Origin of the sequence: Okeania hirsuta (genome assembly GCF_003838195.1) — a bacterium.
GTDB classification, from domain to species: domain Bacteria; phylum Cyanobacteriota; class Cyanobacteriia; order Cyanobacteriales; family Microcoleaceae; genus Okeania; species Okeania hirsuta.
Genome location: NZ_RCBY01000462.1, coordinates 1 through 2,798, shown reverse-complemented (window position 1 = coordinate 2,798; position 2,798 = coordinate 1). Strand labels below are relative to the sequence as shown.

Annotated in this window: 2 protein-coding genes; one reads left to right on the top strand and one right to left on the bottom strand. The window is 34.1% G+C overall.

Going from position 1 to position 2,798, the window contains the following annotated elements; genetic code table 11:
* The coding region (locus D5R40_RS31780; protein ID WP_134239659.1) for a mechanosensitive ion channel family protein at positions 1-2,084 on the bottom strand (2,084 nt) is incomplete at its 3' end.
* A gap of 368 nt (positions 2,085-2,452) precedes the next feature.
* Between D5R40_RS31780 and D5R40_RS31775 the strand changes: the two genes are divergently transcribed.
* Positions 2,453-2,758, top strand: a complete 306-nt coding sequence (locus tag D5R40_RS31775; RefSeq protein WP_124143536.1) for a BMC domain-containing protein — start codon at positions 2,453-2,455, stop codon at positions 2,756-2,758.
* Positions 2,759-2,798 lie beyond the last annotated feature (40 nt).

Below are 2,798 nucleotides of genomic sequence, written 5' to 3'. Positions count from 1 at the left end.
CCCACAGCAAACTGTTGTATTGGTGCAGTCTTAATCCAAATTTGAATTAAAATACCCGTGTGCGAGATATTATCAACTCCGAGAATTATTGCAGGTTCGAGAATTTTATCTTGCCATTCAGGTTCACTCCGCATTTGCTCTAACACTTCTGCCATCATATTTAGTGCTTTCCTAGCATCTGCACTGTAGGCAATTTCAACTCGAAAGTCTACCCGAGACCAATCTTTTGTCAAGTTTTGCACAACCTCAAAACTACCATTAGGAATAGTAATGAGTCGCCCTTCTGCTCCCCTCAGTTGAGTTAAATAAAGATTTATATGTTCTACAATACCTGTTACATCGCCTATTTGAACTACGTCTCCAACAGCATACTGATCCGTCCATAAAATCAAGCAACCGTTAATCATATTATCTACTTTAGCTTTGAAAACGTAAGTTAATGCTATGCCAAGAATTCCTATTCCGGCAAGGGAAACACCTATTGCTTGTATAGTATATAAAATGGCAATTGAGTATATAACAACACTTGTCGCTTGTTTGAGTGCGCCTGAATAAGTATTGACTCGCTTGGTATATCTTTCAGGTACTAGGGAACCTTGTTGTGCTTGTGTTGCCCACTTATCTAACCAAAAGTCGATTAAGAAGTAAGTAGCTTTATCTGTAATGCTGGCAATTACCCATATTAGTAAAAATTGTACATATTGTGTTAAGAGAAAAGAATATAAAGCCCGAGTTTGTGGGAACATCGCAACAATTAAACTAATTCCTCCCACCCAGATAAATACTTGTGCCCACATTAAAATTTGTTCTAGTAAAACAGTAATATTTTTTTGTTTCTTTAAAAGAAACTGTCGTTTTAGAGAAACTTTTGGCAATGCTGACCAGATGTATTCTAACTGATTCAAAAATGCTAAAGGTGCATTTTCAACCATTGCTAGTAATATACTGAGAGATGTAATTTCTAGGTTTGAATGTAGTAAAGATTCTTTGTTGAAATTAATTGATGATTCTGCTGCTTGAGTATTGGCTGTATTTGCAGTAGATTGATAATTTTCTATAGATTTTTCTTCGGGATTTACTTGTAGAGATTGCTCTAATTCTTTGATTTTTTGTTTGAGCAATTCAATTTTAGCTTTCAAGCGTTTTTGTATCCACTTTAATACCGAGCTAATAATTATCATACTAGCAATAATTATAGAAACTTGAGCGATGATAATATATAGTTTTTTGTTGTAGTATTCTCTTTCTTTTAAAGCATTACTCAATTCTTGAATAATGCGATTTTGCCAGATCTTTGCTAGCTGCAATTCACTATTAGCAAAGTTGGCAACTACGTCATATTTTGTAACTGTGAGTATAGTTTGTTTTGTTAATCCTGGTTGTTCTGGCGCATAAATAACTGTTAAATTATTCAGAGTTCCTACTTCAATTTTGGGTGTTTGAGGATGAAGATTTAGGCTTTGATTTGTGCCTTGACTATTAATATTATCTTTGCGGATAATATCAATATTTGGTGTGATATTTTGGATTCTTGTCTGAAGTTCTTTTACCTTGGGAGTTAATGTCGGTTTTGCAAGCAATGGTTGGTCAAAATCAGATGGTTTTTCTGGTAATTGATTATTAGATGTAGGGGTTGAATTTGGAGGTGATGGGTTTGGTATTTTACTATTTTTTGACTGTAGTACTATCTTTAAAACTTGTTGAAGATTAATTTCTACAGTTTTTGCTCTTTGCTTGGCAGTAGAAATAGCACTTTGATTCTCTTCTGTATTAGCTGATGGTGCAGCGACAGTAATTAAAGGTCTGCCATTAAACCAGACTTTACTACACATTAAATTACCACATTGATATGGTCGATTAAACCAATCAAAAATTGGTCCTTGATTATCCGTTTGTTGTATATTTGGCAGGAATGGTATTTGTGCCCAAGCTACAGATGACCAAGTAATTGTTATGCCAAAAGTTAATAGGGTAACCAGAATAAATTTGACTGCTGAATGAATTTTACTATGGTTTTTACCCGCAATCACTCTCATATTATTCTGAAAATTTTTGATGAATTGATATTTGATTATATTGTGCATAAATTAATTAAATAACAACAACCTTAAAAGCAATAATATCTGACAACTTTAAATTAAGTTAGTGGCTGAAAATTTATGTTCAATAGCCTCCCTTTTTAAGGGAAAAAAGAGAATATTCCAGATTTCAAGCCTCCTTATTGCAGAGGTACTGATAACTGTTAACGCAGTTCCTCCGGAGGAGGCTAACTGATAACTGAAATGACACTATATTCTACATTTTTCAGGAAAATTTAAAAGAGATCGAATATAGATAAAAATCCTTATAGTCCAGTATAATTGATTGCTTTTTTATCAATTTATATATACAGCATCAGCCATTAGGATTACAATTATATTGATTTATTTTTGCAGAGTACAGGAGTATTTCTATGCCAGAAGCAGTAGGTCTCATAGAAACTATTGGTTTTCCCAGTATATTAGCTGCTGCAGATGCTATGGTCAAAGCTGCGCGAGTTACCTTAGTTTACTACGGTATAGCTGAAAGAGGCCACTTTGTCGTGGTAGTTCGGGGACCAACTTCTGAAGTTTATCCTTCAGTCCAAGCTGGCATTGAAGCAGCAGAAAAAGTCTATGGTGGTATTGTGGACAGTCACTATATTGTTCCTAATCCCCCGGAGAATGTAGAATCTGTATTACCACTAAGTTATACAGAAATTAGTGAACAATTTAGATGAATATTGTCCTAAACTTATTGATAGCTCAAATTAATATTAT

What these genes read in the sequence shown, in the direction of transcription:
- D5R40_RS31775 (WP_124143536.1), top strand. Translation starts at nt 2,453, where the DNA reads ATGCCAGAAGCAGTAGGTCTCATAGAAACTATTGGTTTTCCCAGTATA.